Genomic DNA, 26,122 nt, shown 5'->3' with positions numbered 1-26,122 from the left:
GCCCCGCGGCCGCTCGCACCCCTGCGGGGGATCTACACTGGTCGCACACATCACACGGGAGTCCGGCGAGCCGGGCTGAGAGGAAGCGATCCGCGCTTCGACCGTCGAACCTGATCCGGATCATGCCGGCGCAGGGAGGAGAGAGTATGAACACGTCCACGTCCGTGCCCGAGACCGCCTCGGGCGCACCGTCCCGCCGCTTCACCTGGCGGGTCGTCGACATCGTCGTCGCCAGCGTCATCGGCGTCGCCTGTTCCGTGATCTTCCTGATCTGGAACGTCGGCTACGAGTTGCCGGGCGACCTCATCGGCGCGCTGCTGCCCGGTCTGGGCGGCCTGCTGGCTGGCCCGTGGCTGATCGCCGGCGTGATCGGCGGCCTCGTCATCCGCAAGCCCGGCGCGGCGCTGTACACCGAGCTGCTCGCGGCGGTCATCTCGGCGCTCGTCGGCAACCAGTGGGGCCCGCTCACCATCGTGTCCGGCCTCGTGCAGGGCCTCGGCGCCGAGCTGATCTTCGCCGTCTTCCTCTACGCCTCGTTCCGCCTCCCCGTCGCGCTCCTCGCGGGCGCGGGTGCCGGCCTCGGAGGCGGCATCAACGACCGCATCAGCTGGTACCCCGGCGCGGACGCGCTGTTCACGACCGTCTACATCGCGTCCACGACGGTCTCGGGCCTCGTCATCGCCGGCCTCGGCGGCTGGGCGATCGTGCGGGGGCTCGCCGCGACCGGTGCGCTGAACCGCTTCGCCGCCGGCCGCGCGGCCGGGAAGCGCGTCTGAGCGCGCCGACGCCCGGCCCGATGCCCGCCTCCTCGACGGTGCCCGCCGCCGTCGAGGCGGCGGGCTGGGGCTGGCGGTACGCGACGCGGCTGCGCTGGGCCGCGCGTCGGCTCGATCTGCGCATCGCGCCGGGCGAGCGCGTGCTGCTGCTCGGGGCGAGCGGATCGGGCAAGTCCACGCTGCTGCACGCGCTCGCGGGCGTGCTGGGCGGCGACGACGAGGGCGAGCAGGAGGGCTTCCTGCGCGTGGAAGGGCGCGAGCCCGCGTCTGCCCGCGGGCGGGTGGGGCTCGTGCAGCAGGATCCCGACGCGCAGGCTGTGCTCGCGCGCGTGGGCGACGACGTCGCGTTCGGCTGCGAGAACCTCGGGGTGCCGCGCGACGAGATCTGGTCGCGCGTGCGGAGCGCCCTCGAGCTCGTCGGGCTCGACGTGCCGCTGGACCGCTCGACGTCCGCCCTGTCGGGCGGGCAGAAGCAGCGGCTCGCGCTGGCCGGGGCGCTCGCGATGCGGCCGGGCCTGCTGCTGCTCGACGAGCCCACCGCCAATCTCGACCCCGCGGGCGTCGCCGAGGTGCGCGACGCCGTCGGGCGCGTGCTCGACCGCACGGGCGCGACCCTCGTCGTCGTGGAGCACCGCGTCGACGTGTGGCTGCCGGTCGTCGACCGCATCGTGGTGCTCGGGGCGGACGACGACGAGCCGGGCGTGATCGCCGACGGCCCGCCGGCCGAGGTCCTCGGGGCGCGCGGCGCGCAGCTCACCGCGCGCGGTGTCTGGGTGCCCGGCATCCCGCCCCGGCATCCCGCTCCCCCCGCATCCGCCCCGGGCGAGGTGCTCGTCGCCGGTCGGGCGCTCGAGGTCGCCCGCGTGCGCGGCCGCGCCGTGGCGGGCCCCCTCGACGTCGACGTGCGCGCGGGCGAGGTGCTCGGCATCATCGGCCCCAACGGTGCGGGCAAGTCGACGCTCGGTCGCACGCTCGCGGGCCTCCTGCCGCCCGCGGACGGCGAGGTGCGCGCGGCCGCCGGGGTGGCCCGCGACGCCGGGCCGGCGCCCATCCGCTGGACGTCGCGCCAGCTGCTCACCCGCATCGGCACGGTGCTGCAGTCGCCGGAGCACCAGCTGCTCGCCACGACGGTGCGCCGGGAGCTGGAGGTCGGGCCGCGGGCGCTCGGCCTGCCCGAGGCCGAGATCGCCGCGCGCGTGGGCGAGCTGCTCGAGCGCCTGCGGTTGTCGGCGTTCGCCGAGGCCAACCCCCACACGCTCTCCGGGGGCGAGAAGCGGCGTCTCACGGTCGCGGCGATGCTCGCGACCCGCCCGCGCGTGATGGTGCTCGACGAGCCGACGTTCGGGCAGGACGCGCGCACGTGGGCCGAGCTGGTCGCGATCATCGCCGCGCTGCGCGACGGCGCCGGCGACGATCCGGGCGCGGGCATCGTCGCGGTCACGCACGACGCCGACGTGCTCCAGGCCCTCCACGCGCGCCGCCTCGCGCTCACGGGAGCGCGCCGATGATGATGCCGGCGCCGCCGCGGGCCAGGGGCCCGATCGCGGGGGCGAATCCCGCCGCCAAGCTCGCCGCCGCGCTCGTCATCGCGTTCCCGCTCGTCTTCACGATCGACTGGGTCTCGGCCGCCGTGGCGCTCGCGCTCGAGATCCCGCTGCTTCTTGCGGCCGGTCTGACGAGCCGGCAGTTCTGGATGCGCACGCTGCCGGTGTGGATCGCCGCGCCGCTCGCCGGGGTCACGATCGCGCTGTACGGCCAGGCCGACGGCGCCGTGCACGTGGAGTGGCTGTTCGTGCGGATCACCGACGGCTCGCTCGCGCTCGCCGTCGCCACCGTCTTCCGCGTGCTCGCGATCGCGCTGCCCGGCATCGCGCTGTTCGCGACCGTGGATCCCACCGACCTCGCCGACGCGCTCTCGCAGCGGGTGCGGCTGCCGGCCCGCTTCGTGCTCGGCGCCCTGGGCGGCATGCGCCTCATCGGGCTGCTCGTCGACGACTGGCGCGAGCTCGAGGTGGCGCGCCGCGCGCGCGGCGTGGCCGACACCGGCCGGGTGCGGCGCGTGCTCGGGATGGCGTTCGCGCTCGTCGTGCTGGCGATCCGGCGCGGGTCGACGCTCGCGACCTCGATGGAGGCGCGGGGCTTCGGCGCGCCCGTCGAGCGGACCTGGGCGCGCACGTCGCCGTGGGGTGCGCGCGAGTGGGCGCTGATCGCGGCGGGCGCCCTCATCTCGGGCATCGCGGTCGCGGCGGCCGTCGTCACCGGCTCCTGGAACTTCATCCTCGGCCCGTCCTGAGCGGTGGCGGGTTCGGCGCAGGAGGCGGCAGGTCAGTCCGGCACGTCGACGACGCGCTCCTCGCCCACCGCGGGGGCGAGAGCCCCGAGGGTCCAGGCCGCCAGGTCGGCGCGCAGGGCGTCGAGCGCGGCGGCGGGGACCCACGCCGTCAGCTGCGCGACGGCGCCGTACTCCGGCGGATCGAGGACCGCGTCGTGCGCGTGCGCCCAGTCGCGCAGGAGGTTGTCGAGCCGGCCGGCGTCGGCGTGCGGCGCGTCGATCCGCACGCGGGTGAGGGAGCGGCGATGCACGATGCGCGCCGCGTCGAGCGCGTCCGAGACCGCCTGGCCGTACGCGCGCACGAGGCCGCCGGCGCCCAGCTTGACGCCGCCGAAGTAGCGCGTCACGACGGCCACGACATCCGTCATCCGTCGCCGCCGCAGCACCTCGAGCATTGGCACCCCGGCCGTGCCCGACGGCTCGCCGTCGTCGGAGGAGCGCGCGTGCTCGCCGCGCACGCCCGTGATCATCGCGACGCAGTTGTGCCGCGCGTCCCAGAACTCCCGGCGGATCCCCGCGATGAACGCGTCCGCCTCGGCGACCGACGCCACCGGCGCGAGGTGGCAGAGGAACCGCGACCTCTTGATCTCGAGCTCGCGATCCACCCGCTCGGCGATCGTCGCGGGGTGCTCCTCGGCCATCCGTCGAGGCTAACGCGCGGCCGGGCCGGGCGCGCGGGTCAGGTCGCGTGCCAGAGCCGGTCGTAGTAGTCCAGCCGGGCCGGGTCGGGGTCCACGCCGTACGCCTCGAGCAGCGCGCCATCCCAGCCGGGCCCGAAGTTGTACCCCGCGCTCCACACGGCCGGCGCGAGATCCGCCCAGCGGTCGGCCACGCCGAGGCTGCCGAGGTCGACGTGCGCCGCCCATCCGCGCTCGTCGACGAGCGTGTTCGGGCAGCACGCGTCGCCGTGGCAGACGACGAGCCGGTCGATCGGCGGCGGATCGCGCAGCTCGGGCGGCACGACGGTGCCGCGCTCGGCGGCCGCGGCGATCCGTGCCGGCACGCCCCAGTCCCACGGGCACTCGGCCACGGGGAGGGCGTCGTGCATCGCCCGCAGCCCCGCGCCGACCGCCCGCACCGCCTCGGCCGGATTCGCGAAGCCCCACTCCGACACCGCCGACCACGCCGGGATCGCCTCGGTCACGAGCCACTGCTCGTCGCCGGTCGCCCCGTGCGCGAGCACGCGCGGCACGCGCACGAACCGCCCGGCCCACGCCAGCCGCTCCGCCTCGCGCGGCAGATCCAGCCCCGGGCGCCGCGGCGCCCACTTCACGTACCGGTCGCCGGCGCGGAACGTGAGCCCGCCGAGCACGTTCCGCCACACCGGCTCGAGCGGCTCGGGCCCGGCCAGCGCCCGCACGCGCTCGGGCACGTCGATGCCGGGCAGCGGAACGCTCATCCCCCGATGATGCCACCGCGTCCACCCCGCCGAGCCCGCGCCCGATCCGCGAACCCGCCCCGGATCGGGCGCGGGTTCGGCGAACGAGGGCGGGTTCGGCGGAGGAGGAGAGGGGGAGGGGTCAGCCGCCGAAGAGCGGGGTGAGCGCGGTGATCAGCTGGTAGACGCCCAGGGCGACGAACACCACCGTCGTGACGACGAGCGCGGTGTTCGTGTGCCAGCGGTTGCGGAACTCGCGCGGCACGCGATCCGTGTTCAGGATCGGCAGCAGCGTGATCGCGAGGAACGGCATGAACAGCGCGCCGAGGGCCCCGTACAGCAGCACGAGGAAGATCGGCTGCTCGAGGAACAGCAGCAGCATCGCGGGGAAGGTCAGCCAGATCAGGTACACGCGGAACCACTTGCCGTTCAGGCGCGAGTCGGGGTGGGCCGAGCCCTTGCCCGTGACGTTGCCCATGAAGTCGGCGAACATCAGCGAGACGCCGTTCCACACGCCCAGCACCGACGAGAAGCCCGCGGCCCAGAAGCCGATGAGGAACCAGACGCCGATGAAGTCGCCGTAGCGCTCGCGCAGCACGGTGTCGAGGTCGAGCAGGCCCGCGTCGCCCGACGACAGCGCGACACCGGCGGCCTGCACCACCTCGACGCCCACGATGAGCATCGAGATGACGAAGATGCCGGTCACGATGTAGGCGACGGTGTTGTCGATGCGCATGACGCGCATGAACTGGGGCTTGTCCCAGCCCTTCTCGCGCAGCCAGTAGCCGTAGGCGGCGAGCGTGATGGTGCCGCCGACGCCGCCCGCGAGGCCGAGCGTGTAGAAGATCGAGTTGTCGCCCTCGGGCAGCAGCGGCACGAGGCCCGTGAGCACCTGGAGCACGTTGGGCGCGGCGATGACCGCGAGGATGACGATCGTCACGAACATGATGCCGACGAGCGTGGCGGTGATCTTCTCGAAGACCTTGTACTTGTTGAACCAGACGAGCACGAAGCCCAGCAGGCCCGTGAGGATCGCCCACGGCCACAGCTCGGTGAAGACCGTGCCCTGCAGCGCCGGCACGTCGCGCACCAGCGCCGCGATCGGCAGCGCCGTGGAGCTCATGGCGCTCGCCGCGTAGACGACGCCCCAGACGACGATGTACGGCGCGAAATACCAGACCGGCCAGCGGCCGAGCGAGCGCCAGCCCTCGAAGATCGTCCGGCCGGTCGCCACGGTGTAGCGGCCGGCGCCCTCCACGAGCACGATCTTCAGGATGACGCCGAGGACCACGGCCCACAGCAGCGCGTACCCGTAGTTCGATCCCGCCACGAGGGTGGCCACCATGTCGGCGGAGCCCACGCCCGTCGCGGCCACCACCAAGCCGGGGCCGATGACCTTCCATTTGGGGGTCTGATCCTGCGGTACGGACATGGTCCTCCTCGTTGGGGACGGTGGGGCCGCATCGCTGCGGCGGCGGATGACGGGGCTCCGGGTCGCGGAGCCGTGCCGATTCTAGTCAGGCGTGCGCGCGCGGTCCGCACGGGCGTTCTCGCAGGGCGCGCCCGATAGCCTGGGGGCATGGCCGAGATCCCCACCCCGACGCGCGCCGACGAGCCGCGCGGCACCGCCGGCGCCGTGCGCCAGGTGCGGCCGCGCACCGAGGGGTGGCAGCAGGCCAAGGACGAGACCGGCCGCCCGCTGCTGCAGTTCGCCAGCCCCAAGCGCGGCAAGCCGCCCGTGCACCTCGCCGACCTCACGCCGGAGCAGCGCGTGGAGAAGGCGAAGGAGCTGGGCCTGCCCGGCTTCCGCGCCAAGCAGCTCGAGACGCACTACTTCCAGCATTGGACGAGCGACGCGTCCGCGATGACGGATCTGCCGAAGGACGGCCGCGAGGAGCTCGTCGCCGGCCTGCTGCCCACGCTGCTCACCGAGGTGCGCCGCCTGCAGACCGACGACGGGAACACGATCAAGTTCCTGTGGAAGCTGCACGACGGCGCGCTCGTCGAGTCGGTGCTCATGCGCTACCCGGGCCGCATCACGCTGTGCGTGAGCTCGCAGGCCGGCTGCGGCATGAACTGCCCGTTCTGTGCGACCGGGCAGGCGGGCCTGACCCGCAACATGTCGGCCGCCGAGATCGTGGAGCAGGTCGTGCGCGCGAACGCGCTGATCCGCGAGGGTCACCTGGGCACTGCCGAGCACCCGGACGAGCGGGTCACGAACATCGTCTTCATGGGCATGGGAGAGCCGCTGGCCAACTACGCCCGCGTCATGCACACCCTGCGAGTGATGACCGACAAGGACCACGGGCTCGGCATGAGCGCCCGCGGCATCACCGTGTCGACGGTGGGCCTCGCCCCCGCGATCCGCAAGCTCACGGACGAGGGGCTCCCCGTCACCTTCGCGCTCTCGCTGCACGCGCCCGACGACGAGCTGCGCGACGAGATGATCCCCGTGAACTCGCGCTGGAAGGTCGACGAGGTGCTCGACGCCGCGCGCGCCTACTTCGACAGGACGGGGCGCCGCGTCTCGATCGAGTACGCGCTCATCCGCGACATGAACGACCACCCGTGGCGCGCCGTGATGCTCGCCGAGAAGCTCAACGCCCGCGGCCGCGGCTGGGTGCACGTGAACCCGATCCCGCTGAACCCGACGCCCGGCTCGGTGTGGGACGCGTCGACCAAGGCGGCGCAGAACGAGTTCGTGCGCATCCTCAACGACGCCGGCATCCCCACGACGATCCGCGACACCCGCGGCAAGGAGATCGACGGCGCGTGCGGCCAGCTCGTCGCGACGGAAGAGGACGAGGCCGCCGCCGCGACCGCCTGATCCGGCATGCGGCCGGGGCGTGATCGCCTAGGCTCGGAATCGCCCGGCGACGCGGCCGGGCGATGACGCCGAGGGAGAGCTCATGTCGGACGCACCCGTGCTGCTGGAGGTCGAGGGCGGCTTCGCTCGCATCACGCTGAATCGCCCGGATCGCCTCAACGCGTTCGACGCCGAGATGGCGCGCGCGTGGGAGCGGGTCACCGCAGAGGCGGTCGGCCGCGACGACGTGCGGGCGATCATCCTGCAGGGCGCCGGGCGTGCGTTCTGCGCCGGCGGCGACGTGCGCGCGATGGCGGCCGAGCTGAGCTCGGGCGCGCAGGTGGGCGAGCTGGCCCGCGTGATCAACCGCGGCATCCTGGCCCTCACCGAGTCGGCGATCCCCGTGGTCGCCGCCGCGCACGGCACGACCGTGGGCGGCGGGCTCGGCATCCTGCTCAGCAGCGACTGGGCGGTCGTGGGCGAGGACTCGCGCATCGGCTGCGGCTACGCGGGGGTGGGCCTCACGCCCGACCTGTCGGTGTCGGCGCACCTGGCCGCCGCGGTCGGCGAGCGCCGCGCGCTGCAGCTGGCGCTCGGCGACCGGCTGCTGCCGGCGGCCGAGGCGCGCGAGTGGGGCCTCGTGGCCGAGGTCGTCGCGCCCGAGAGCGTCGCCGCGCGGGCCGAGGAGGTCGCGCGCGCGTGGGCCGCCGGTGCCTCGCGGGCGCTGGGCGAGGCGAAGCGGCTGCTGCGCTCGCGCCCCGGCCGGTCGTTCGCGGCGCAGCTCGACGAGGAGGCCCGCACCATCGGCGAGGCCTTCGAGCGCGCCGAGGCCCGCGAGCGGATCGCCGCCTTCGCGGCCCGCTCGCGCGGCTGACTCGGGTCAGCGCTCGAGCAGGCGCACGTCGCCGAAGCGCGCCGCGACCTTCGCGATCCAGTCGTCGCGGCGCATCGCGTACCAGCCGAACGCCATGAGCACGACGGTGGCGGCGAAGACCCCGAACCCCACCCAGTTGACGGCGTCCTGGCCGCCGTACATGTGGTTGAGATTGCGCAGCGCGCCGGTGGCGAGCACGAGCCCGACGTGCACGAGCGTGAAGGCGACGAAGAAGAGCATCGTCGGCCAGTGCAGCGCCTTCGCGACGCGCGCGGAGAGCAGGCCGTCGAGCCGCGCGGGCCAGAACGCGCTGAGTCGCCAGCCGGTCACCGCCGCGACCGGCGCGGCGAGGAAGACGATCGCGAAGTACGCCAGCTGCTGCAGCGCGTTGTAGTGCACCCAGCCGTTGTGCGTGGGCCAGTCCAGCGACACGTACTGCAGCAGCGCCGAGACCGCGTTCGGCAGCACATCCCAGCTCGTCGGCACGATGCGCACCCAGTGGCCGCTCGCGAACAGCAGCACGACGAACACGACGCCGTTCGCGAGCCACAGCAGGTCGACGGCGAGGTGGCCCCACAGCGCGAGCGACAGGCGGCGGCGCTTCACGCGCCGCGAGGTCCACAGCCCGCCCGAGCGGCTCTCGAAGCGGAACCGCAGCCCGGAGCGGACGATCAGCACGAGGAAGAACGCGTTCAGGAAGTGCGTCCACGACACGAAGGCCGGGATGCCCTCGGCCGTGTCGGCGGGCAGCGGCGCATCGCCGGGGAACGCCTCGAGGAACGAGCGGATCGGCTCCGTCGGCAGCAGCGCGCGCACCGCGAACACGGCGCACCAGGCGAGGACGACGAGCGCGGCCGCCGCGAACACACCCGACAGCGCCTGGATCCAGGTGGGGCGCGGGCGGGGCGTGGTCACCCCGCCATTCTCCCGGATGTCGCCCGGGAACCCGTCGCACACCGGGGAGCGCGGCTCGAAGGGGGAAATCGGCTGAGCTCGAGGGTAGACAGGTAGACGGGTAGAAGGCGCGGGGTAGAATGGCACCCGTGAGCCTGAACATCAAGAACGACGCGGTCGTCGCATTGGCCCGCGAGCTCGCCGCGCGGCTGGGCTCGACGCAGGTGAGTGCCCTGGAGGTGGCGCTTCGCGAGAAGCTCGAGCGCCTGGAGGCCGGCGAGCCGATGCCCGACGAGCAGGATCGCCGCCGCGAGATCGACACGCTGCTGTCGCGCGTGTGGCAGGAGACGGAAGCGTGGCCGTCGTCGGGCGCGCTCGGCGCGGAGCTGTACGACGAGAACGGCCTGCCCGCATGATCCTCGACACCTCGGCGGTCCTCGCCGTGCTGCTGCGCGAGGAGGGGTGGTCGGAGGTGGATCGGGCCGCCTTCTCCGCGGAACGGCTGTCGATATCGGCCGCGACCTCGGTGGAGCTGGCCGCAGTGCTGGCCGGGCGCCGCAATCCGGTCGTCGAGCGTCTCGCCGACGACCTGCTGCGGCTCTGGCGCGTGGAGATCGTGCCGTTCGACGCCGAGCAGGCTCGCATCGCCCAGCAGGCCTACCGCGACTTCGGTCGGGGCTGCGGGCACCCGGCCCGGCTGAACCTGGGCGATTGCTTCAGCTACGCGCTCGCGCGCGCCCGGGGCGAAGAGCTGCTGTTCGTCGGGGAGGACTTCGGCCACACCGACATCCGACCGGCGCTGTCTTAGCCCGCGACGCTCTGCGCCGTGAGCGAGATGGCGGCGGCCGACGTGCGCAGCAGCTCGAGCTCGGCGTCGTCGAAGCGCGTCTCGCGGATCGGGAACGCGCCGGCCGCGTTCACGATCGACGGCACCGACAGCGCGACGCCGTCGATGCCGTGGAAGCCGCTGAGCACCGTCGACACGGGCAGCACGGCCCCCTCGTCATCCAGGATCGCCTCCACGATGCGCGTCACCGACAGGCCGATGCCGTAGTTCGTCGCGCCCTTGCCCTGGATCACCCGGTAGGCGGCGTCGCGCACCTCGATCGCGATGGCGTCGAGCTCCTCGCGGCGGAAGCCGTCGAAGCCCGGCGCGCGCCAGTCGAGCAGCGGCACGGGGCCGATCGTGGCGCTCGTCCACAGCGGGAACTCGGTGTCGCCGTGCTCGCCCACGATGTGCGCGTGCACCGACCGCGTGGCCACGCCGGCGGCCTCGGCCAGCTGCACGCGCAGCCGCGAGGTGTCGAGCACGGTGCCGGATGCCATCACCCGCTCCGGCGGCAGGCCGGTCGCCTGCTGCGCGATCACCGCGAGCACGTCGCACGGATTCGTCACGATGACGAAGATCGCGTCGGGCGAGGCCTCGAGCAGCCGCGGCATCATCGTGGCGATGATCCGCGCGTTCGTCGCGGCGAGGTCCATGCGCGTCTGGCCGGGCGCCTGCTTCGCGCCGGCCGTGATGACGACGACGTGCGACCCCGCCGTCACGGCGATGTCGGAGCCGCCCGTGATGCGGCTCGATCCGGTGAAGCTCGTGCCGTGGGCGAGATCGAGCACCTCGGCCTCGACCTTCTGCGCGGCGATGTCGTACAGCACCACGTGGCGGGCCGCCTTGCGGATGAGCATGGCGTACGCGCTGCTCGACCCCACGGCTCCGGCCCCGACGACGGTGACCTTGGCGTTCTCGATGGCACCCATGCGGCCAGTCTGTCAGCGGGGCGCCGGCGCGGGAAGGCCCGATCCGGCGCCGGGGAGGGGCTCAGGGAGCGGTCAGCCGCGCGCGGCGACGCCGGCCGCGTAGCCGGCGGCGTAGGACTCCTCCGCGCCGGTGTGGAACATGTCGCGCTCGGCGGGGCGGACGATCGAGCGCGCGCCCGGCAGGTCGAGCGGGCCCACGAGGTCGGCGCGGCCGCGCACGACCGCCACGGGGCGCCCCGCCGTCTTGCGCTTGACGAGGTCGGCGGCGGCGGCCAGCTCGTCCGCGACGCACGGCAGCGTGACGGCGAGCTCGCGACCCTGCGCGTCGACCTGGCCGCGCAGGTCCTCGAACACGCGCACGCCGGCGGCGCCGATCGCGTGGTCGGTCTGCCCGTCGCGCCATGCGCGCCCCAGCGTGTCCGAGACGATCACGCCCACCTCGGCGCCGAGCCGCAGCCGCAGGCCGGTCGCGAGCGCACGGGCGGACGCATCCGGATCCTCGGGGAGCAGCAGGACCGTCCCTTCGGGGGTGTTCGACGCGTCGACGCCCGCGGCGGCGGCGATGATGCCGAGGCGGCTCTCGACGATGAGCGTGCGCGAGCCGTTCGGCCAGGTGCGCTCGGCGACGACCCGCGCGGTCTCGGCGGTGATGGCGTCCTCGCGGTCGTCCGCCCGCACGAAGCGGCCCTCGGCCTTGGAGACGATCTTGCTCGTGACGACCAGGATGTCGCCGTCGCGCAGGGTGTCGCCCGCGGCGGCGGCGATGACGGCGACGAGGTCGTCGCCCGCGCGGACCTCGCCGATCCCCTCGAGCGCCCAGACCTGCAGCGATCCGGGGACCGACTCAGGCACGGGAGAAGCGCACCTCGGTGAGCGTCTCGCCCAGGAAGGGCTCCTGGCGCTCGACGCCGTCGAGCCGGAAGCCGCGCTTCTCGTAGAAGCCGGTGCCGCCCGGGTAGTTCTTCGCGATCCAGCCGTACAGCGGCTCGCCGTCGTCGACCACGGCGTCGAAGAGGGCGCGGCCGATGCCCTTGCGGTGCCACGAGTCGAGCAGGTACACGAAGTAGAGCTCGCGGGGCGCCGGCGCGTCGTCGTCGCGGGCGGGGCCGGAGGCGGCGAAGCCCACGATCTCGCCGTCGACGAGGGCCGCGGCGTGGCGGTGCTCGGGGCCGCGCTGCGCGTAGTGGGTCCACAGGTCGGCCAGGCGCTTGGGCGAGACGGCCTCGAGCGTGGCCTTCGACACCATGCCGTCGTAGGTCTCGTGCCACACCTGGGCGTGGACACGGCCCATCGCCTCGGCGTCGACGTCTCGGATGGGGCGGATCAGCACGTCGGTGGCTTCCATGGCCAGACACTAACCCCCTGCGGGGAACGGAGCGAAATCGGTCTCGTCTCGTAGGCTGGGCCCATGCCTGCCGCGACGCACAGCGACCTGATCGACGAGGCCGTCGCCCTCGCCCGGCGCTGGGTGCTGCAGGCCGCCGAGGTCGAGCAGGACCCGGCCGCGGAGCGCCTCGCGGGAGTGCTGCGCGATCCGAACGGGCTCGACTTCACGGTCGGCTTCGTCGACGGGGTGATGCGGCCGGAGAGCCTCACCGCCGCGGCCCGCAACCTCGCGAGGATCGCGCCGCTGGCCCCCGGCTTCCTGCCGCTGCCGCTGCGGGCGGCCGTGCGCGCGGGCGGTGCCGTCGGGCCGATCGCGCCGGCCGCCGTCATCCCCCTCGCCCGCCGCGTGCTGCGCGCGATGGTCGGGCATCTCATCGTCGACGCGCGCCCGGAGAAGCTGGGGCCGGCGATCGAGCGGCTCCGCCAGGGCGGCGCACGGCTGAACCTCAACCTGCTCGGCGAGGCCGTGCTGGGCGAGCAGGAGGCGCGGCACCGCCTGGCGGGCATCCACGCGCTCGTGGAGCGCGACGACGTGGACTACGTCTCGGTGAAGGTGTCGGCGATCGCCTCGCACCTGTCGATGTGGGCGTTCGACGAGATCGTCGAGCGCGTCGTCGAGCGGCTCACGCCGCTGTACCTCACCGCGGCGGGCAACGGCACGTTCCTGAACCTCGACATGGAGGAGTACCGCGACCTCGACCTCACGATCGCGGTGTTCACGCGGCTGCTCGAGAAGCCCGAGCTGCGCCGGCTGCGCGCCGGCATCGTGCTGCAGGCGTATCTGCCCGACGCCCTGCCGGCGCTCGACGAGCTCACCGCCTGGGCGACCGCGCGCGTCGACGCCGGCGGCGCCCCCATCAAGGTGCGCCTCGTGAAGGGCGCGAACCTCGCGATGGAGCGGGTCGACGCGGCGATGCACGACTGGCCGCTCGCCCCCTACTCCTCGAAGCTCGACACCGACGCCAACTACGTGCGCTGCCTCGACGCCGCGCTCACGCCCGAGCGGACGCGTGCGGTGCAGCTGGGCGTCGCCGGGCACAACCTCTTCGACATCGCGTACGCGTGGCACCTCGCGAACCGCCGCGGCGTGGCGGGCGCCGTCGAGTTCGAGATGCTGCTCGGCATGGCGCAGGGCCAGGTGAAGGCGGTGTCGAACACGGTCGGCCCCGTGCTGCTCTACGTGCCGGTGGTCGCCCCGGCCGAGTTCGACGTGGCGATCAGCTACCTCGTGCGGCGCCTCGAGGAGAACGCCTCGAGCGAGAACTTCCTCTCGGCGGCGTTCGGGATGGCCGAGGACGGATCGCTCTTCGCGCGAGAACGGGATCGGTTCGTGGCGTCCGTGCGCCGATCGGTCGATCCCTCGCTGCCGACGGGCCCGAACCGCCGCGCCCGCCGCCGCGCCACCGAGGCCTCGGACGCCGCGCCCGCGGCCGAGGAGCAGCTGACGCAGGCGGTGCTCGACATCGCACGCGGGCACGACGAGCCCGACCGCCGGTTCGAGCAGGACACATGGGTGGAGACGGCCGTGTTCCAGGCGGTGGAGTCGGCCGACGCCACGGGGGCACCCGGCTTCCGCAACACCCCCGACACGGATCCGGCGCTGCCGGAGAACCGCGAGTGGGCGCGGGAGGTGCTCGCCCGGGTGCCGGCCTCGACGGCCGGCACGGCGACCGTCGAGGCCGCGCGCGTGACCGACCGCGACGCGCTGGAGCGGATCGTGCAGCGCGTACGAGCGGCGGGCGAGGCATGGGGCGCCACCCCCGCCGCCGAGCGCGCCGAGGCGCTGCGCCGGGCCGCCCAGGCGCTCGACGCGCGCCGGGGCGCCCTCATCGAGGTGGCAGCCTCCGAGACGGGCAAGGTGTTCGCCGAGGCCGACGTCGAGGTGAGCGAGGCCGTCGACTTCGCGAACTACTACGCGGCGAACGCGTCCGAGCTCGACGCGGTGCCGGGCGCCCGGTTCGAGCCGTCGCGCGTGACCGTGGTGGCGCCGCCGTGGAACTTCCCCCTCGCGATCCCGGCCGGCGGTGTGCTCGCGGCGCTCGCCGCGGGATCCGGCGTCGTCTTCAAGCCGGCCCCGCAGGCGCGGCGGTGCGCGTCCGTCGTGGCGGAGGCCCTGTGGGACGCCGGCATCCCGCGCGAGCTGCTCGCGCTCGTCGACCTCGACGAGGACGAGCTGGGGCGCGAGCTCGTCTCGCACACGGACGTGGACCGCGTGATCCTCACGGGATCGTGGGAGACGGCGCAGCTGTTCCGCAGCTGGCGGCCGGACCTGCCGCTGCTGGCGGAGACGAGCGGCAAGAACGCGATGATCGTCGCCCCGTCGGCCGACCTCGACCTGGCGGCCGCCGATCTCGTGCGCAGCGCCTTCTCGCACGCGGGGCAGAAGTGCTCGGCGGCGTCGCTCGCGATCCTCGTCGGTCCCGTCGGTCGCTCCAAGCGCTTCGCGAGGCAGCTCGTCGACGCCACGCGCTCGCTGCGCGTGGGGCCGCCGTCCGATCCCCTCAGCGAGGTCGGGCCGCTCATCGAGACGCCGCGGCCCTCGAGCAAGCTGCACTGGGCGCTGACGACGCTCGACGCGGGCGAGCAGTGGCTCGTGAAGCCGCAGGAGGTGCCGGGCGGAGACGGCCGGTACTGGACCCCCGGCATCCGCGTGGGCGTGCGGCCGGGCTCGCGCTTCCACACCGAGGAGTTCTTCGGCCCCGTGCTGGGCGTCATGCACGCGCCCACGCTCGAGGCGGCCATCCGCGTGCAGAACGCGGTCGACTACGGTCTCACCGCCGGGCTGTACACGCAGGATCCGGAGGACCTGGCGGCGTGGCTGCGCCGGGTCGAGGCGGGCAACCTCTACGTCAACCGCGGCATCACGGGGGCGATCGTGCAGCGCCAGCCGTTCGGCGGCTGGAAGCGATCGTCCGTCGGCGCCGGCACGAAGGCGGGCGGACCGCACTACCTGATCGGGCTCGGCGACTGGCGCGCGACGAACGGCGGTGCCGCGGGGCGCAACCTCCACCTGCGGGGGCTCGACACGCGCATCACGGCGCTCATCGAGGCCGCCCAGCCCTCGCTCGGCTACGACGAGTTCGAGTGGCTGCGTCGCGCCGCGCTGTCGGACGCGGTCGCGTGGGATCGCGAGTTCGGCCGGATCAAGGACGTCTCGCGCCTGGGCGTGGAGCGCAACCTGTTCCGCTACCGGCCGGTGCCCGTGGCGGTACGGGCGACGGCCGACGCCGGCCGGCAGGAGGTGCTGCGCGTGCTCATCGCGGGCATCCGCACCGGCGGTGCGTTCACGCTGAGCCTGCCGGTGGGGCTGCCGGCGCCGGTGCGCCGCGCGCTGGGCGACCTGCGCATCCCGGTTCACGTCGAGTCGGACGAGGACTGGATCGCCCGGATGGCACGCCCGGCCGCCGAAGCCGGGTCGGCCGCGGACCTCGGATCGGTGGCGGAACGCAGCGGCGACGCCGCGGAGGCGAGGCGAGCACCGCAGCCTTCCGACGCGGACGACGCCGAGGCCCAGCTGGTCGACCTCGTCGATCCGCGCGCGGCGGACGTCGCCCGCCCGCCGCGCGTGCGCCTGATCGGTCCGCGCACGTCCGTGCGCGCCCTGCATGGCGCGCTCGCCGAGGCGGTGCACGGCGACCCCGACCTCGCGATCTACGCGGGCGAGGTCACCACGGCCGGCCGCCTCGAGCTGCTGCCGTTCCTGCGCGAGCAGGCCATCTCGATCACCGCCCACCGCTTCGGCACCCCGGACCGCACCTTCGCCGACGTCATCTGATCCGCTGCACCCGGCCGCGGCAACCGACGGGCGCAACCGATCAGTTCAACCGAACGGTGAAACCCCACGGTCGCTGAACCCCAGCAAGTCCAAGACGGTTGTGGTGGTCGCTTCATCTCCGCGGCTGCGCCGCTCCGTTCAGCAACCGATCAGTTCAACCGATTCGCGCGCCCCTCCACACCAACCGGTCACTGTGCGAGCGCGAAGCGCGAGCGTGCGGCCGCCGATGCGGCGCGCAGCGCCGCCTCGCCGGCGCGGGACGCGACGGCGCGAGCACGCGAGCGGCACCCGCGAAGCGGGTGCCCGAGCGGCGCAGATCAAAAAAGGACAACGCGTTCAGCGGCGGCGGACGGGGCGGCGCGTGCCGAGGCGGCCGATGACGAGCGCGGTGAGCGAGACGGCCACGCCCCCCGCGAGCGTCCAGGCCACGATCTCCCTCGCGCCGGCGAGCGGATCGCGGGGCGCCTCGATGCGGATCTCGCTGTCGTCGATGACGACGTCGGCCGGCCGTTCGTGCGTGGGCGAGTCCGGGCCGGGCACGCCGCCGTCGTCGACGAACGCGACGGCCTCGTAGGGGCGCGCCTCGCCCCAGCCGACGGTGTCCTTGCGCGCGTCGGGCGTGGTCCGCAGCGCCGTCGCCATGATCCGGTGCGCCCACTGCTCGGGAGATTCGTCGGGGTGCGCCGACGCCACGAGCGCCGCGATGCCCGAGACGACCGCGGTGGCCCAGCTGGCCGACACCTCGTCGCCCAGCGACGTGTCGCCGCCACCGCACCACGGCGCGAGCAGCCCCTGGCCCGGCGCCACGACGTCCACGTGCTCGCCGGCGAACGACGCCCCGAAGTCCCACTCCCCGGCGAGGGTCACCCCGCTCACGCCGAGCACGCCGTCGTACGCGGCGGGGTAGCGCACGCCGTCGGCGTCGTCCTCGCTCGTGCCGCGGTTGCCGGCGCTGGCCACGATGAGCGCGCCCCGGTCCTGCGCGTACTGCACCGCACCCTGGATCTCGCCGCTCGGCGCGGCCTGCGAGAGCGAGAGGTTGATGATCTGCGCGCCCTGATCGGCCGCGATCCGGATCGCGTTCGCCACCGAGGCGGCGGAGGGGCCCACGTTCTGGTCGTCCTCGGTGGAGGGCACCTGGAACGCGCGCAGCGGCAGCACGGTCGCGGCGGGGGCCACGCCCACCACGTCGGAGCCGTCGATCCTGCGCGCCGCGATGAGACCGGCGGCCGCCGTGCCGTGCCCGTACAGGTCCGATCCGGGGTCGACGGACGGGTTCTGGCCGGGGGCGGGGGCGAACGTCGTCTGCCCGCCCGCGAGCGCGCCCCGCAGGTGCGCGTTGTCGGCGTCGACGCCGCTGTCGACGACGGCGACCGTCACGCCCTCGCCGCGCGTGACCTGCCAGGCCTTCGCGAGTCCCAGCCGCTCGACGAGCGAGTTGCCGGAGCCCTCGATGAGCGGCTGCGCCTGCAGGCACGGCTCCTCGGTCTGCGCGACGGCCGGCTGCGCCGGTGCGACCGCGAGCCCGCCGACGGCGAGGGCGACGGCCAGTGCGCCGATCGGCCCGCGCCGGCTCACGAGCCCTCCGAGGCCACCACTCCCGTGGCGTCCTGACTGAGCTCGGGGCCGATGGGGAACAGCCGCGCCCAGCCGGCGGGGACGATCACGATGTCATCGCGCGCGTACCCGAGCCGCTCGACGTCGGCGAAGGTCGCGATCGGGAAGTACACGCCGTTCTCGGAGATGTAGCCGAAGGCGTCGCCGCCGCCGGCCGACACGGCGTCGACGAGGGCGCCGCCGCCGGGCTCGACGACGGGGCCGGGCGTGAGGTCGGCCGGAGCGGCGCTCACCGTCACGGTGGGGCGCAGCACCTCGGCGCCGTCGGTCGCCGGGAACTCCGAGGGCTCCATGCGCACGCACGTCGCCCCCTCGGCCGGGGCCGCGAGGTAGGTGGGCCAGTCCTCCGGGATCGCGCTCTCCTCCGAGATGAGCGGTCCCGCCTCGGTCACGCTCATGGTGACCGGCTCCTGGAGCGTCGGATCCTCGCTCACCGACATCGCGGCGAGCTCGCGCGCGAACGCGTTGAGGCGCACGAGCCGCGAGTTGTCGGTGACGATGTAGTCGCCCGTCACGGCGCCCTCCGCGTCCTGCGTCTGCACCATCTGCCCGACCCGCAGGTCCGTGTCCTCGGCAGGCTGACCCAGGCGGTCGAACGAGAGGGCGCGCAGCGGCGTGCCCTGGTCGAGCAGGTTCAGCCAGTTGGCGTTGACGGTGCGCGGCTGGTGCGTCACCTGCAGGGCCAGGCTCATGGCCTCGACCTGCGCGGGGATCTCGTACCGCATCGATCCGGTCACGTAGTACGCGGTGCCGGCCGGGTCGAGCACGATGTCGGCGACGGGGGCGGTGCCGGGCACGCCGGCTGTCGCGATGCGGGTGGACGGAGCCGCCTCGATCGGGTTGCCGTCCTCGCCGTAGACGGTCTCGCCCGCGATCGCGCGGCCGATCTCGTCCGAGACGCACGAGGTCCAGGCGGCGTCGATCAGGCGCGCGGCCTCGGGCAGCGCGTCGGGGGCGTCGGCGATCCCGATCGGGGCGGACTCGCGTGGCATGCCGGCCAGCTGATCCGCCGTCACCTCGAGGATGTCGGACGATCCGGTCGCGAGCCGGGCGCTGGCGAGGTTGAGGAAGGGGTAGAGGGTGCCGTTGATGGCGACGTACCGCGTGCCCTCGCCCTTCACGACGACCACCGAGGCGTCCTTCCAGCCGTCGGGGAGCGTGCCCGTGAACGAGCCGACGACGAGGGTGCCGACCGCGGTCAGCACGGCCAGCGCGAGGCCGACGACCACGCCGCGCAGCGGCTTCGCCGGCGCCAGCTCACGCCCGCCGGGGGCGCCGCTCGTGAAGGCCGTCAGCAGTCGCCGCCGGCTGAAGCGGTGCGCCTGGATGAGCTCCTGCTTCGACGCCATGCGTCAGAACCACCCGCCCACGAGGATCGCCAGCGGCGGCAGCAGCGCGATCGTCACGATCTCGGCCGGGTCGGCGACGCGGTCGAGCCAGAGGCGCTTCTTCGGGGCGAGCAGCCCGAGCCCGATCACGGCGGCGGCCACGACCGCGAGCACGATGATGAGCCCGGTGCTCCAATCGGGGAACGCGGTGACGGCGACGAAGACCGTGAGCACGGCGCCGGCCATGGCGGTGGCCGTCACCGCGACGATGTCGGCGCGCGAGAACACCTGTCGCACGCCCAGCACGAGGGCCACGTACGTGAAGACGGCCAGGGCCAGGCCCGGCAGGCCGGATGCGACGACGGGGGCGGTGGCGAGCAGCGCGATCGCGCCCGTCGCGATCCGCAGCGCGACCTGGAAGCGGTGGCCCATGGCGTAGCGCTCGGCGACCTGCGCGCGCGAGACCTCCGCGGGCGCGGCGTAGATCTCCGAGTCGTCGCGCGCCGACGCGACCCGCAGCGATGTGGAGGCCAGGGCGAGCCACGGAATGCCGAGGCCGGCCATGCCGGCGGCGGCGAGGGCGATCGCGAGGATCGACGCCGGCGCGGCGCCGGTGAGGAAGACGACGAGGCCCGCCAGGCCCATGACGCCGCCGACGACGAGCGGGATGAGCGAGTACTCGCGCGGCTTGGACACGAGCAGCATGGCGACGCCGCCGACGAGGGCGGCGCCCGCGCCCGCCAGGGCGGTCGGCAGGCCCCAGCCGGGAGCCACGCCCAGGGCGGTGAACCCCGCGACGGCCGCGTGCAGGGCCGCGACCTGCACGAGGGCGACCGGCGCCTGCGGCGGTGTGCCGATCTTCTCGAGCACGGTCGCGCAGATGAGCAGCAGGACGGCGGCCAGCCCGGTGCCGATCGGCGCGATGAGCGAGTGCTCGCCCGCGAGCTCGGCGACGAGCACGGGCAGCGCCGCCACGGTCAGCAGCACCGACGCCGTCACGGTCGTGGTGGTCACGGTGTCGGCGGGCGTCCAGGGCTTCGCCTGCTCCTCGACGACGTCGGCGACGGCCTCGACGATGTCGTCGTAGGTCTTGGTCGGGGTCGAGTCGGCGCCGACCTGCAGCGCGATCACATCGCCGTCCTGCACCCGCTGCGCCACGAGCGAGCGGTCGGGGTCGAGCCGCTCGCCGTCCGAGCGCACGAACCAGTAGCCGGCGTGCGCGTCGACGGGGTCGAGCACCCGCAGGCGCTGCGCGACCGACGGCACGATCTCGGCGACGGGGACCCCGCCGGGAAGCGCGACGTCCACGCGGCGTTCGCCTGACTGGATCGTGAGCTTCAGCAGCTGAGGCGCCGCCACTGCGGTGCCTCCGTCGCGTTCGTTCATCCGCTCCCCTGTGTCCCAGCGCCGCACTCAGTATAGGGACGCGTCCGATGGGGAGTGGTACCCATTGGTCCGCCTTGGGCGTCTCTGTATGGTGGGTCGCGTCGCCGGGCATCCGGTGATGGTTCCCGTAGGGGGGATCCGAGGGGTCCATGACCGGGTGACATACGTCGCCCCAGAACTTGGAGATGAATATGGCCAACGAGGTTTCCGCCGCAGATGGTGCTATTGAGCGCGGCGCTCAGATCGTCGCGCAGGCGAAGATTCAGTTGAACACCGACATCACGCAGCTGGAGGGCAAGCTCGCCGGCATCGGCGCGTCGTGGCAGGGTTCCGCCGCGACGGCCTTCACGTCGCTCATGCAGGCCTGGCGCGCCCAGGCCAAGAAGATCACCGACAACCTCGACGCGTTCGAGGCCAACCTCAAGTCCTCGCAGGTGGGCTACACGACGTCCGACGACACGTCGGCGTCGGCGATGAGCAACCTTCAGAGCCGTCTGGGCTGACCGGAACCTAGGGAGAGAGAATCATGACCTTCAAGGCGAACTTCGGTGGCATCGCCACCGCCGCGGCCGACATCTCGTCCGGCGCCAGCACGATCGAGTCCCACCTGGCCGACATGGACCGCGCGCTCGCGCCGCTCCGTTCGGACTGGTCGGGTTCGGCGTCCGAGTCGTACCAGATCGCTCAGCGCAACTGGAACCAGGCGATTGCGGACATGAAGATCCTGCTGACGCAGATCGGCCAGCAGGTTCAGCGCGACGGCGAGCAGTTCCAGCAGACGGAGCAGGCGAACGCCAAGCGCTTCGCCTGAGCCTCAGGCTGACCAGATGGGCGGTGTCCGCGTGAGCGGGCGCCGCCCATCTTCGCGTCCGGCGCCGGACGGGGCACGGACGCGTGGCATCATCGGCGCGCGAGCGCGAGACGGGAAGGCGGCCCATGAAGGGTGAGCTGGCGTATGGGGCGGCCGTGATGGCCGCGGCGCTGCCGACGCTGCTTGCGACGGCGGCCACGGAGTCGGATTCCCTGTGGTACTCCCGGTGGGGGAACAACCGCCCGTCCGACGAGGCGCTGTTGATCGGCGCGATCGGTGGCGGGGTGGTCCTCCTCGCCGTCATCGTGCTGTGGACGGTCGTCCTCCGTCGTGCGCGCCGGAAGCGATGGGAACGTCAGGAGCGGGCGGCGCGGGAGTCCTCCGCGCCACGCCAGGCTCCGGAGGGATCGAGATGAGCGTGCGCACTGGGCGTCGCCCCCGCCGAACGGGGCGGATGGCGGCTGCTGCTGCGGGCGTGATGCTGCTGCTGCTCGGTGCGGCGGCGCCGGCGGGTGCGGCGTCGGACGACGAGAGCGGTCTGTGGTGGTACACGGATGCCGGGGTCGCGGACGCGCACGCGGAGGCGACGGGTGAGGGCGTGAGGATCGCGCTGATGGATTCGCCGGTGAACGCGGATGCGCCGGCGCTGGCGGGCGCGAACATCCGTGCCGGCGGTGTGACCGAGTGCCTGACGGGAGAGCCGGTGCCGGTGCTCGATGACGGGCCGGGTTCGCAGCACGGCACGGATGTGGCGACGATGCTCGTGGGCAACGGGCAGCCGGTGAACGGCAACCCGGGTGTCACGGGCGTCGCCCCCGGGGCGGAGCTGCTCGTGTACACCGCTCTCAACAGTGCCGAGGGTGTGCCGACGTGTGTGTCCGACGCCGAGTACACCGTGAGCCTGATCCGTGACGCTGTCGAGCAGGGCGCGGACATCATCGTCACCTCGAGCGGCCTCGCGATCGCCGATGTGACGGCGACCGCGCTGATCCAGGCGATCAACGCGGGAGTGATTGTCACGGCGGCGCACGACAACTACGGGTACGTGATGCCTCCGGGGACGGAGATCTCGACTTTCAATGGGCTCATCGGGGTGGAGGCGTATGGTCCGGGCGGTTCGCGGGATGAGCCGGTGGTGTCGCCGTCGGTGGCGATCGTGGCTCCCGGCGACACTGTGCTGACGTATCGGCGCGGCGACGCGGGCGCGTGGGACGAGCCGCAGCTTCTGGCGGGGACGTCGTTCGCGTCGCCGTTCACGGGCGGAGCCTTGGCGCTGGCGATGGAGAAGTGGCCGGAGGCGACGTCGAATCAGATCCTGCAGTCGATGATCCACACGGCCTCGCACGCGAACCCGGATCCGGTGCACACGGACGAGGAGGGGTACGGGTTCATCGACGTGCCGCGACTGCTGGAGACGGACCCGACCCAGTTCCCGGACGAGAACCCGCTCATCGCCGCCGACGGCGACCCGACACCCGCACAGTTCGAGGCCGGTGTGTACTCGGGCGAGTTCGGTGATTACCCGATCGATCCGCCGATCGGGGATGGCCCCGCTGCGGAAGCCGACTCCGACGAAGGCGCCGGCGGTGGCTCCGAGGGCGAGCCCTTCCCGATGGGTCTGGTGCTGGGCCTGCTCGGTGGCGGGGTGGTGCTGGTCGGCGTGATCGTGCTGGTCGTGGTGCTGGCCACCCGCCGCAAGCCGCGTCAGCCGGTGCCTGGTCCGCATCCGCCGCAGGGCTACTACGGTCAGCCGCCACAGGGCCCGCACCCGCCGGGCCCGCACCCGCAGGGCCAGTATGGCCATCCCGCCCAGGGCCAGTACCCGCCCCCGCCCAGGCCGCCGCAGGCGCCGCACGGGCAGGGCGGGTAGGAGCGTCCGATCGTACCGGCGGTGTCGCGCGGTCGCGATGGGCACGGCTGCCCGCCCCATTCGCGGGGGAGTTGGGTAGGTTGCTCATGACGGCGTGCCGGCACTGCTCGTGCGATGCGGGTCGCCGGGACGTCTGTCGCGTGAGCGGAAGGGTGGGCGCGTGAAGCGTGGTGTGAGGCGGATGACGGCGGCCGCTGCGGGTCTGGTGTTGCTGCTGGGGGCGGCGGCGCCGGCGGGTGCGGCGTCGGACTATGAGAGCGGCCTGTGGTGGTACACGGATGCCGGGGTCGCGGCCGCGCATGCGGAGGTGACGGGCGAGGGCGTGACGATCGCGCTGATGGACACGCCCGTGAATGCCGATGCGCCGGCGCTGCGGGGAGCGAACATCGTCGGCGCGGGCGCTACCGAGTGCGCCTCGGGGGAGGAGGTGCCGATTCTGGATGATGGCGCCACCGCGCAGCACGGCACGGATGTCGCGACGATGCTCGCGGGCAACGGCCAGCCGGTGGGCGGAAACCCGGGCATCCCGGGCGTTGCAGCGGGCGCCGAAGTGCTCGTGTACACCGCCGTGTACGGCCAGGGAGATGACGTGCCCCTCTGCGCGACAGACGAGGAGTACAGCGTCCAGAACGTGCGTGACGCTGTCGAGCGCGGTGCCGACATCATCCTCTTCACGAGCGGGCAGGGCGTCGACGGGCAGTTCGCAACCGCGCTGATCCAGGCCGTCAAGGCGGGTGTGATCGTTGTCGCCTCCAATCGCAACGCGGGAGCGGATACGAACGAGCTCGGCGATGGCAGCACCACCGCCTCGTTCAACGGCGCCGTCTCGGTGGAGAGCTTCGGCCCCGGCGGCGTGAGGGACGACCCCGTGATCGCGCCGTGGCTCACGATCGTGTCTCCGGGCGACGGCTCGCTGACGTATCAGCGCGGCGATGCGGGCACCTGGGACCGGCCCATGCTGATGAGCGGCACGTCGCTTGCCGCGCCGTTCACCGCAGGCAGCCTTGCCCTGGCGATGCAGAAGTGGCCGGAGGCGACGTCGAATCAGATTCTGCAGTCGCTCATCCACACGGCCTCGCACGCGAATCCCGATCCGGTGCACACGGACGAGGAGGGGTACGGGTTCATCGATCTGCCGCGTCTGCTGGCGACGGACCCGACCCAGTTCCCAGATGAGAACCCGCTGATCACCGCCGAGGGCGTGCCGACGCCCGCGCAGTACGAGGCCGGCGTGTACTCGGGCGAATTCAACGAGTACCCGATCGATCCGCCGATCGGGGATGCCCCCGCCGCGGGAGCCGACTCTGATGAGGGCGCCGGCGGCGGCTCCGAGGGTGAGCCGTTCCCGATGGGTCTGGTGCTGGGGCTGCTCGGTGGCGGGGTGGTGCTGGTCGGTGTGATCGTGCTGGTCGTGGTGCTGGCCGCGCGTCGCAAGCAGCGGCAGCCGGTGCCTGGGCCGCACCCGCCGCAGGGCTACTACGGCCAGCCGCCGCAAGGCTCATACCCGCCGGGGACGTACGGGCAGCAGCCCCCACCTCCCGGCGCGGGGGCGAGCCCCGGGGCGCAACCGCCTCGCTGACGCAGAGTGGGTAGTTCTCTCCATAGGCATGGAGCGGGCCAGCCCCTAGCATTGCCCACGTTGGACGAATCGGGGAGGGAACGATGAGTCAGGAACTCGGCGCGGATCGCGATCAGATCGCGGATCAGGTCAGCAGGCTGAACGAGCTTGCGGAGACGATCACCTTCGCGCGTGGAGAGTTGAGCGGCGCAGACGCTCAGCTGACGGCGACGGTGTGGGCGAACGACCAGATGTCGCAGGACTTCCGCGCACGGTTCACCAAGAACATGTCAGCGGGTGTGCAGCTTCTCTCCGAGGCGCGGGCAGAGGCTCTGTACATCGCGGAGCAGCTCCGCGCCGCGCTGGAGGACGTCGAAGACGCCGATGCCGCCATGGCGCAGGAGTTCCTTGCCGCGGTGAACGCCACGATCGACACACTGGAGGCCTGAGATGGCGGGGACGAATGAGGAGCGCCTCCGCGCTCTTGCGGCGACGTATCACAATGGCGACGCGCGCGAGGCGCTCAGCAACCGGGTGTACGACACGAAGGCCGCTCTGGACGATGTGGTCACTGCCATCCGCAATGTGCGGAGCGCTCCCGGCTTCACGGGGAAGATCGCGGACGCATCCGGCGATCGGCTCGACGCGCTGGCGGCGAAGCTCGAAAATCTGAGGACGAATCTGGGCAGTCACACCCCGGCGTGGACCACGGCCACGCGCGCGTTCGGCGACGCCGCTGCGGCGCTCGAGTCGTTGCCCGGTACCGACCTCTCGGAGAGCGATCGCAACACGATCGAGATCGCCCTCAAGACTGGAGGCACGGTTTTCGCGGGGCCGCTCGGGTACGTCGCGGGCGACATCGCGGCGGACTGGCTCATCGGCGAGAATGAGCGACGGCGGGAGGAAGCGGCGGCCAGGGCGCTCGGTGAATTCGAGAGGGGCATGAACAACGCCCGAGCCTCGCTGCCGGAGCCTGTCGACACTGATCTTCCGCCGCGGGATGCCCCCGATCCGATCCCCGGTCCGACCCCTGAGCCGATCGGCACCGGCGGCACCGGCGGACTGCTGGGCCCCGGTGGCGGGTACGGCGGCGGCGTGCCGGGCGGCGGCGGATACGGCGGCGGTCAGGTGCGGCCGATGGATCCGATCCACGGCGGCACGTTCCCGCAGACCCCGTCGACGCCGACGGTCCCGACGCCTGGTCAGACGCTTCCGGATTACCCGCTTCCCTCGCCGACCGTTCCGTCGCTGCCCGGGCCGGGCGGCACGGTTCCTCCCGGTGGCATCGGGATCGGCGACATCGAGGGCGGCCCCATCCGCATCGACGGCGGCCTCACGCCCGGCGCGCCGACGGTGCCCGGTGCGGGCGGCATCGGCGGTGGTCTCGGCGGCGGGATCGGCGGTGGCGTCGGCGGCGGCGTGAACGGAGGCGGCGTCGGCATCGGTGCGGCCCTCGGCGGCGGCGCGATCGGCGCCGGCGTGGCGGCGCGCATCTCCGGCGGCCCCGGCATCTTCGGCGGTGCGGGCGCCGCGGGCGCAGGCGTCGGCGGTGCTGGCGCGGCGGGCGCGGGAG

General features: G+C 73.4%; 24 protein-coding genes, 1 pseudogene and 1 riboswitch. Of the genes and pseudogenes, 15 read left to right on the top strand and 10 right to left on the bottom strand.

Annotation, left to right across the window (positions count from 1 at the left end; genetic code table 11):
• The first annotated feature begins 44 nt into the window (after positions 1–44).
• Positions 45–155, top strand: a riboswitch (TPP riboswitch).
• The 3 genes from ACODR5_RS05290 to ACODR5_RS05280 all read left to right on the top strand — a co-directional run bounded on the left by ACODR5_RS05290 (position 147) and on the right by ACODR5_RS05280 (position 3,069).
• Positions 147–776 carry an ECF transporter S component gene (locus ACODR5_RS05290; protein ID WP_449854393.1) on the top strand — a complete coding sequence of 210 codons (630 nt, stop codon included), beginning with the start codon at positions 147–149 and terminating at the stop codon, positions 774–776. Its footprint overlaps the riboswitch before it by 9 nt.
• 20 nt (positions 777–796) lie before the next feature.
• Complete coding sequence (locus ACODR5_RS05285) at positions 797–2,284, top strand: ABC transporter ATP-binding protein (protein ID WP_460816185.1); 1,488 nt, start codon at positions 797–799, stop codon at positions 2,282–2,284.
• Positions 2,281–3,069, top strand: a complete 789-nt coding sequence (locus tag ACODR5_RS05280) for an energy-coupling factor transporter transmembrane component T family protein (protein WP_449855217.1) — start codon at positions 2,281–2,283, stop codon at positions 3,067–3,069. Before ACODR5_RS05285 ends, ACODR5_RS05280 begins: the two co-directional genes overlap by 4 nt.
• Positions 3,070–3,101: 32 nt before the next feature.
• Here ACODR5_RS05280 and ACODR5_RS05275 read toward each other — a convergent pair whose 3' ends face one another.
• From ACODR5_RS05275 to ACODR5_RS05265, 3 genes are all read right to left on the bottom strand, one after another.
• Positions 3,102–3,749 (bottom strand): IMPACT family protein, encoded by a 648-nt coding sequence (locus ACODR5_RS05275; protein ID WP_460816187.1) that lies wholly within the window; start codon positions 3,747–3,749, stop codon positions 3,102–3,104.
• Positions 3,750–3,787: 38 nt separating this feature from the next.
• Entirely contained in the window at positions 3,788–4,507 is a 720-nt protein-coding gene (locus ACODR5_RS05270) for a phosphotransferase (protein ID WP_488982949.1), read from the bottom strand.
• A 121-nt stretch (positions 4,508–4,628) separates the two neighbouring features.
• Positions 4,629–5,918, bottom strand: coding sequence for an Nramp family divalent metal transporter (locus tag ACODR5_RS05265; protein WP_449855220.1), 1,290 nt, complete (start codon positions 5,916–5,918; stop codon positions 4,629–4,631).
• Between the two features lie 147 nt (positions 5,919–6,065).
• On the opposite strand from ACODR5_RS05265, the gene rlmN reads away from it, so the two are divergent.
• Both rlmN and ACODR5_RS05255 read left to right on the top strand, forming a co-directional pair.
• A complete protein-coding gene (gene rlmN / locus ACODR5_RS05260) occupies positions 6,066–7,313 on the top strand; it encodes a dual-specificity RNA methyltransferase RlmN (RefSeq protein ID WP_488982948.1) in 1,248 nt (415 codons plus the stop codon).
• A gap of 82 nt (positions 7,314–7,395) precedes the next feature.
• A complete protein-coding gene (locus ACODR5_RS05255) occupies positions 7,396–8,166 on the top strand; it encodes an enoyl-CoA hydratase/isomerase family protein (RefSeq protein ID WP_449855222.1) in 771 nt (256 codons plus the stop codon).
• Between the two features lie 6 nt (positions 8,167–8,172).
• Here the strand turns inward: ACODR5_RS05255 and ACODR5_RS05250 are convergent, their stop codons facing one another.
• A complete protein-coding gene (locus tag ACODR5_RS05250; RefSeq protein WP_449855223.1) occupies positions 8,173–9,081 on the bottom strand; it encodes a cytochrome b/b6 domain-containing protein in 909 nt (302 codons plus the stop codon).
• A 128-nt stretch (positions 9,082–9,209) separates the two neighbouring features.
• On the opposite strand from ACODR5_RS05250, the gene ACODR5_RS05245 reads away from it, so the two are divergent.
• Positions 9,210–9,476 carry a type II toxin-antitoxin system VapB family antitoxin gene (locus tag ACODR5_RS05245; protein ID WP_449855224.1) on the top strand — a complete coding sequence of 89 codons (267 nt, stop codon included), beginning with the start codon at positions 9,210–9,212 and terminating at the stop codon, positions 9,474–9,476.
• The gene (locus tag ACODR5_RS05240) at positions 9,473–9,868 is read left to right on the top strand and encodes a type II toxin-antitoxin system VapC family toxin (RefSeq protein ID WP_449855225.1); all 396 of its coding nucleotides are present in this window, start codon (positions 9,473–9,475) and stop codon (positions 9,866–9,868) included. The genes ACODR5_RS05245 and ACODR5_RS05240 overlap by 4 nt, the downstream gene beginning before the upstream one ends.
• Here the strand turns inward: ACODR5_RS05240 and ACODR5_RS05235 are convergent.
• From ACODR5_RS05235 to ACODR5_RS05225, 3 genes are all read right to left on the bottom strand, one after another.
• Entirely contained in the window at positions 9,865–10,818 is a 954-nt protein-coding gene (locus tag ACODR5_RS05235) for an L-lactate dehydrogenase (protein WP_460816201.1), read from the bottom strand. The genes ACODR5_RS05240 and ACODR5_RS05235 overlap by 4 nt on opposite strands.
• 72 nt (positions 10,819–10,890) lie before the next feature.
• Positions 10,891–11,670: a coenzyme F420-0:L-glutamate ligase gene (cofE, locus tag ACODR5_RS05230; RefSeq protein WP_488982947.1), complete on the bottom strand. Its 780-nt coding sequence runs from the start codon at positions 11,668–11,670 to the stop codon at positions 10,891–10,893.
• A complete protein-coding gene (locus ACODR5_RS05225) occupies positions 11,663–12,163 on the bottom strand; it encodes a GNAT family N-acetyltransferase (RefSeq protein ID WP_449855228.1) in 501 nt (166 codons plus the stop codon). Before ACODR5_RS05225 ends, cofE begins: the two co-directional genes overlap by 8 nt.
• Before the next feature lie 63 nt (positions 12,164–12,226).
• On the opposite strand from ACODR5_RS05225, the gene ACODR5_RS05220 reads away from it, so the two are divergent.
• Positions 12,227–15,979 (top strand): proline dehydrogenase family protein, encoded by a 3,753-nt coding sequence (locus ACODR5_RS05220; protein WP_488982946.1) that lies wholly within the window; start codon positions 12,227–12,229, stop codon positions 15,977–15,979.
• 336 nt (positions 15,980–16,315) lie between these two features.
• Here ACODR5_RS05220 and ACODR5_RS05215 read toward each other — a convergent pair whose 3' ends face one another.
• Genes ACODR5_RS05215 through eccD form a run of 3 tightly spaced genes read right to left on the bottom strand, consistent with a single transcriptional unit; the run spans position 16,316 to position 20,310 of the window.
• The gene (locus ACODR5_RS05215; RefSeq protein WP_460816209.1) at positions 16,316–17,557 is read right to left on the bottom strand and encodes a S8 family serine peptidase; all 1,242 of its coding nucleotides are present in this window, start codon (positions 17,555–17,557) and stop codon (positions 16,316–16,318) included.
• A complete protein-coding gene (gene eccB, locus ACODR5_RS05210) occupies positions 17,554–18,945 on the bottom strand; it encodes a type VII secretion protein EccB (protein ID WP_460816211.1) in 1,392 nt (463 codons plus the stop codon). Before eccB ends, ACODR5_RS05215 begins: the two co-directional genes overlap by 4 nt.
• Positions 18,946–18,948: 3 nt before the next feature.
• Positions 18,949–20,310 carry a type VII secretion integral membrane protein EccD gene (eccD, locus tag ACODR5_RS05205; RefSeq protein ID WP_488982945.1) on the bottom strand — a complete coding sequence of 454 codons (1,362 nt, stop codon included), beginning with the start codon at positions 20,308–20,310 and terminating at the stop codon, positions 18,949–18,951.
• A 191-nt stretch (positions 20,311–20,501) separates the two neighbouring features.
• On the opposite strand from eccD, the gene ACODR5_RS05200 reads away from it, so the two are divergent.
• The 7 genes and pseudogenes from ACODR5_RS05200 to ACODR5_RS05170 form a co-directional block, all read left to right on the top strand.
• Positions 20,502–20,813: a WXG100 family type VII secretion target gene (locus tag ACODR5_RS05200; protein ID WP_449853904.1), complete on the top strand. Its 312-nt coding sequence runs from the start codon at positions 20,502–20,504 to the stop codon at positions 20,811–20,813.
• 23 nt (positions 20,814–20,836) lie between these two features.
• Positions 20,837–21,121, top strand: a complete 285-nt coding sequence (locus ACODR5_RS05195; protein WP_449853903.1) for a WXG100 family type VII secretion target — start codon at positions 20,837–20,839, stop codon at positions 21,119–21,121.
• Positions 21,122–21,246: 125 nt separating this feature from the next.
• Entirely contained in the window at positions 21,247–21,537 is a 291-nt protein-coding gene (locus ACODR5_RS05190; protein ID WP_488982944.1) for a hypothetical protein, read from the top strand.
• Positions 21,538–21,575: 38 nt separating this feature from the next.
• Entirely contained in the window at positions 21,576–22,991 is a 1,416-nt protein-coding gene (locus ACODR5_RS05185; protein ID WP_488982943.1) for a S8 family peptidase, read from the top strand.
• Between the two features lie 94 nt (positions 22,992–23,085).
• Positions 23,086–24,570 carry a S8 family peptidase gene (locus ACODR5_RS05180; protein ID WP_488982942.1) on the top strand — a complete coding sequence of 495 codons (1,485 nt, stop codon included), beginning with the start codon at positions 23,086–23,088 and terminating at the stop codon, positions 24,568–24,570.
• Positions 24,571–24,653: 83 nt separating this feature from the next.
• A complete protein-coding gene (locus tag ACODR5_RS05175; RefSeq protein ID WP_449853898.1) occupies positions 24,654–24,998 on the top strand; it encodes a hypothetical protein in 345 nt (114 codons plus the stop codon).
• Position 24,999: 1 nt separating this feature from the next.
• Positions 25,000–26,122: pseudogene (locus ACODR5_RS05170) on the top strand (hypothetical protein); the annotation flags it as partial.

It is taken from the genome of Microbacterium sp. FG3 (assembly GCF_057809335.1).
Note: the sequence above shows the minus strand (reverse complement) of the source record. Positions and strands in the feature narration are given on the sequence as shown.